Genomic DNA, 4,432 nt, shown 5'->3' on the forward strand with positions numbered 1-4,432 from the left:
CGCACCGGCACGGCGCACGGCCGCCCGGGACACGGATCATCCGTGTCCCGGGCGGCCGTCGCGCGTCACGCCGCCGGTTGCATCAGCCGCGCCAGCAGGTCGTCCAGGGTGACCATGCCGACCAGACCGCCGGAGCCGTCGCGGACCACCGCCTGGGTGGACCGGCGGCGGCGCAGCACGTCGATCGCGTCGGCGACGGTCGTGCCGGACGTCACCTCGGGCACCGGCCGGGCCAGCTCCCGGGCGCTCGTGACCCGCCCGCGGGCCCGGGCGACCAGGGCGTCCCGGGCGTGCACCGAGCCGAGCACGGCGCCGCCCTCCCGGACCAGCAGACGGGTCCGGTCGTGGTCCGCCGCCACCCGCAGCAGCTCGTCCACCCCGGCGCCGCCGTCGACCGAGACGATGTCCGCGGCCGGCACGGCCAGCCCGCCGACCGGTGTCTCCGGCTCGGTCAGCGACCGGGTCAGCAGCTGCGAGTCCGTCGAGCTGATCAGCCCGAGCCGTTCCGACTCCGCGACCAGGTGGGTGAGCTGCTCCCGGTCGTGGACCGGGGCCAGCTCGTCGCGCGGGGTCACCCGGCACAGCCGCACCAGGGCGTTGCTCACCGCGTTCAGCACCCGGATCAGCGGCCGTACGGCCTTCACCAGGGCCCGGAACGGGGGCGCGAGCAGCATCGCGGACCGCTCGGGGTGGGCGATCGCCCAGGACTTGGGCGCCATCTCGCCGACCACCATGTGCAGGAACACCACGACGATCATCGCCACGGCGAACGCCACCCCGTAGCTGAGCGCGCTCGGCAGGCCCAGCCGGTGCAGCAGCGGGTCCAGCTCGTGCGAGATGGCGGGCTTGGACACCGAGCCCAGGCCCAGGGTGCACACGGTGATGCCCAGCTGGGCGCCGGCGAGCATCAGCGACAGCTCGCGCATCCCGGCCAGCGCGGCACCGGCACCGCGCCGCCCGTCGGCCGCCGCCTTCTCCATGCGGTGCCGCTTGGCGGCCACCAGGGCGAACTCGGCGGCCACGAAGAACCCGCTGCCGATCAGCAGCAGCACGGTCACGAAGAGAGCCGTCGGGAAACTCATGAGCCCTCCTCGACCGGGTCCAGCTCACCGGTGAGCGCCGTGATCCGTACGCGTTCCGCCACGTGCCGGTCGAGCGTGCGCACGTCCAGCACCGCGTGGCCGCCCGCGGGCAGTTCGACGGTCACCCGGTCGTCGACCGTGGGGAAGCGGCCCAGCCGGTCCACGATCAGACCGGCCACCGTCTCGTAGTCGTCCTCCTCGGGCAGCCGGATGCCGGTCGCCTCGGCGACCTCGTCCAGCCGGCGGCCGGCGTCCACCAGCCAGCCGTCGCCGTCGGCCACCGCCAGCTGCGCGACGGTGTCGCTCTCGTCGGCGATGTCCCCGACCAGCTCCTCGGCGATGTCCTCGTAGGTGACGATGCCCGCGACGCCGCCGTGCTCGTCGAGGACGACGGCGAACTCGTCGTCCTGCTCGCGCATCCGCGCGACCGCGTCCGGCAGTTCCAGGGTGTCCGGCAGCAGCAGGGGGCTGCGGGCCACCCCGGCCGCGGTGGCACCGGCCAGCTCGGCGGCGGGCAGCGCCATCAGCTCCCGCACGCCGATCACACCGGTGACGTCGTCCGGATGGTCGCCCAGCACCGGGTAGTTGGAGTGGCCGTGGGCGGCGATCAGCCGGACCGCCTCCTCGGCGCCGGCGTCCCCGCGCAGGAACACGGCGTCCCGGCGCGGCACCATCACCTCGTGCAGGGTGCGCTCGGAGAACTCCAGCGCGTGGTCGAGCAGGGTGGCGGTGTCCCGGGGGAGGGCGCCGTTCTCGTGGGACTCGCCGATCAGGTGCCCCAGCTCCTCCAGGGTGGCGCCGTGGTGCAGCTCCTCGACCGGTTCGATGCCGATCCGGCGCAGCAGCCGGTCGGCCGCTCCGTCGAAGACCCGCACCAGCGGGCCGACGACCTTCAGATACGCCAGGGTGGAGCCGGCCAGCGCCTTGGCCAGCCGCTCCGGCACGGCGATCGCCAGGTTCTTCGGGGCCAGCTCGCCCAGCACCATCTGCACGATCGTGGCCAGCACGAAGGCGAGCACCACGGAGATGCCGCTGACGGCCGAGTCCGGCAGTCCCACGCCGGACAGGACGGGCCGCAGGAGGGCGGACACCGACGGCTCGGCGATGAAGCCGACGACCAGGCCGGTGACGGTGATGCCGAGCTGCGCGCCCGACAGCATGAAGGACAGCCGCTCCAGCACCTTCAGGGCGCGGGCGGCCTGCCGGTTCCCGGCCTCGGCCTCACGGGCGAGGGCGAGCCGGTCGGCGGAGACGTAGGCGAATTCCTGGGCGACGAAGTAGCCGGTGCCGGCGGTGAGCACGAACACGGCGAGGACGCCCAGCAACGCTTCGGCGGCACTCATCGAACACCATCCCGTCGCGTGCCGCGGTCACTCGAGTGGTGACGGGATGGTCGGGGACTGGGTCCCGGGGGGTCCGTCGATCTGGCGGACACGTGCGCACTCCTCCTACAGGTCGGTCTCGGTGCCAACGATTATGACCGGGCCCGTGTTCCCGGGCAGGCCGGGCCGGTGCCTCCAGGCACCGGCCCGGCCCGGAGGCCGTGCGGTGTACCGCGGCGGTGCGGCCCGGATCAGAGGTCGAACTCGTGCGGCGGCAGGTCGAGCGCGTAGCACGCCTCGCGCACGACCGCCTGCTCGTCCTTGTCGAAGTCGCCGTCGGCGCCGCCGATGACGATGCCGATCTGGATCACGGCGCGCGCCTCGGCCGGCTTCTTCTTCGCCTTGGCGACCTCCTGGAGCACGCTGACCTTGCCGAAGGCGAAGTCGGCGGTCAGCTTGTTGAGGTTGTCCTCGAAACGCCGGCGCAGGTCGTCGGCGGGGAAGTTCTGCAGCACGTCGTTGGTGCCGATGAGCTGGGCGACGCGCTGCCGCTCGGACGGGTCGACGGTGCCGTCGGCCGCGGCGACCAGGGCGCACATGGCCATGCTCGCGTCCCGGAAGGCGCCGCTCTTGAGGTCGTTCTTCTTCGCCACCAACTGGTTCTGCATCTGCGACGCGGAATCCTTGAGACGGTCCCACAGGGCCATGCCCACTCCATGTTTCTCGGTCTGCTCGGTCTGCTCGGTGCCCGGGTGTCCCCGTGCGCCGGAGCGCCCGGTCCGCCTGGACGGCGAACCCGGCCCCCATATGTCTACAGCACTGTAGAAACTAGCGGTCCGGCGGAGAAGTTCCCCGCCTTGCCGCACCATCGCGCCGGATGCGGCCGATATCCGGACACGGCCCGCGGGGCGGGCGCCCCGGGCGATGGCGGAGCGTGTCGTTGTTGGGCCGAACGGGTGACCATGCGTAAGAATTACCCGATGCAGACAGCGAGCGCGACCCAGGACGGAGCATGCCGGTGAGCAGCCACGACGTCACCGACGAACAGTGGGCGGGCCTGGCCCAGGTCGTGCCGCTGCGGGGCCGCGACGCCTGGCCGTCCGAGGTGAACCACCGGTCCCTGCCCGAGGCCGAGACGCAGGCCCGCCGCCGCTTCGTCGTCCTGCGCGTGAACGTCTTCGCGGACGCGCGCGACGTCGCCGAGACCCTCATGTCGGGCATACCCGTCCTGCTCGACCTCACCGGCGCCGAGACGGACGTCGCCAAACGCGTGCTGGACTTCAGCACCGGGGTCGTCTTCGGGCTGGCCAGCGGCATGCACCGGGTCGACCGGAACGTGTTCCTGCTCACCCCGGCCGGCATGGAGGTGACCGGCCTGATGGAGGGGGTCGGGGTCCCGGGAGCGTGAACGCCCGCCCCGCCCGCCCCGCCCGCGCGCGGGCGTGCCGGGGCGCGGAAGGGCGTGCGCGGCGGCGGGGGCCGCCTCGCCGTTCGTGGGAAGCCCGCACGAGCGGAACGGTTCGCCCCGGCGGCGGGGTCCTAACGTCCCGCCCATGACCCCGACTTCCCCCACCGTCGGCCGTCTCCGGCCGCTCCCGGACCTCCCCGCACCCGGTGCCGTCCCCGGAGACCCCCGCCCCGACCGGCCGCGCGTGACCGAGCTGCTGCTGTCGGCGTTCGCCGGCCACCGGGGCGTCACCCTGCCGCTCGGGGCGCTCACCCTCCTCGCCGGCCCCAGCGGCAGCGGCAAGAGCACCGCCCTGCGGGCCTATGAGGCGCTCGCCCGGCTCGGCGGCGGGGCGCGGCTCGACGACGCCTTCCCCGAACCCGGCGCCTGCGTCCCGGAACGGTCCCGGGCCGACGCCCAGCACCGCCGCGGCTTCCGCATCGGCTGCACCGCCGACGGACCCGAGGGGCCGGTCCGCCTGGAGGTCGCCGTCCAGGCCGAACCCGCCCTGCGCATCGTGGGGGAGCGGCTCACGGCCGGCGGCCGGGTCCTGCTGGAGACCGCGCTGCGCGACCCCGGGC

General features: G+C 74.0%; 4 protein-coding genes and 1 pseudogene. 2 read left to right on the top strand and 3 right to left on the bottom strand.

All coding sequences use genetic code 11. From position 1 onward, the window contains the following. Positions 1-65: 65 nt before the first annotated feature. The 3 genes from G3I53_RS28080 to G3I53_RS28090 all read right to left on the bottom strand — a co-directional run bounded on the left by G3I53_RS28080 (position 66) and on the right by G3I53_RS28090 (position 3,111). Positions 66-1,082 (bottom strand): hemolysin family protein, encoded by a 1,017-nt coding sequence (locus G3I53_RS28080; RefSeq protein WP_164438909.1) that lies wholly within the window; start codon positions 1,080-1,082, stop codon positions 66-68. Further along, positions 1,079-2,425, bottom strand: a complete 1,347-nt coding sequence (locus tag G3I53_RS28085) for a hemolysin family protein (RefSeq protein ID WP_164335233.1) — start codon at positions 2,423-2,425, stop codon at positions 1,079-1,081. The genes G3I53_RS28080 and G3I53_RS28085 overlap by 4 nt, the downstream gene beginning before the upstream one ends. 230 nt (positions 2,426-2,655) lie before the next feature. Next, positions 2,656-3,111 carry a TerB family tellurite resistance protein gene (locus G3I53_RS28090; protein ID WP_164335231.1) on the bottom strand — a complete coding sequence of 152 codons (456 nt, stop codon included), beginning with the start codon at positions 3,109-3,111 and terminating at the stop codon, positions 2,656-2,658. A gap of 305 nt (positions 3,112-3,416) precedes the next feature. Here G3I53_RS28090 and G3I53_RS28095 point away from each other — a divergent pair, with 305 nt between their 5' ends. Beyond that, positions 3,417-3,812, top strand: coding sequence for a cell division protein SepF (locus G3I53_RS28095; protein WP_164335229.1), 396 nt, complete (start codon positions 3,417-3,419; stop codon positions 3,810-3,812). A gap of 145 nt (positions 3,813-3,957) precedes the next feature. Continuing rightward, positions 3,958-4,432 (top strand): annotated as a pseudogene (locus tag G3I53_RS28100) (ATP-binding protein); the annotation flags it as partial.

It is taken from the genome of Streptomyces sp. SID14436 (assembly GCF_010548465.1).
GTDB lineage: Bacteria > Actinomycetota > Actinomycetes > Streptomycetales > Streptomycetaceae > Streptomyces.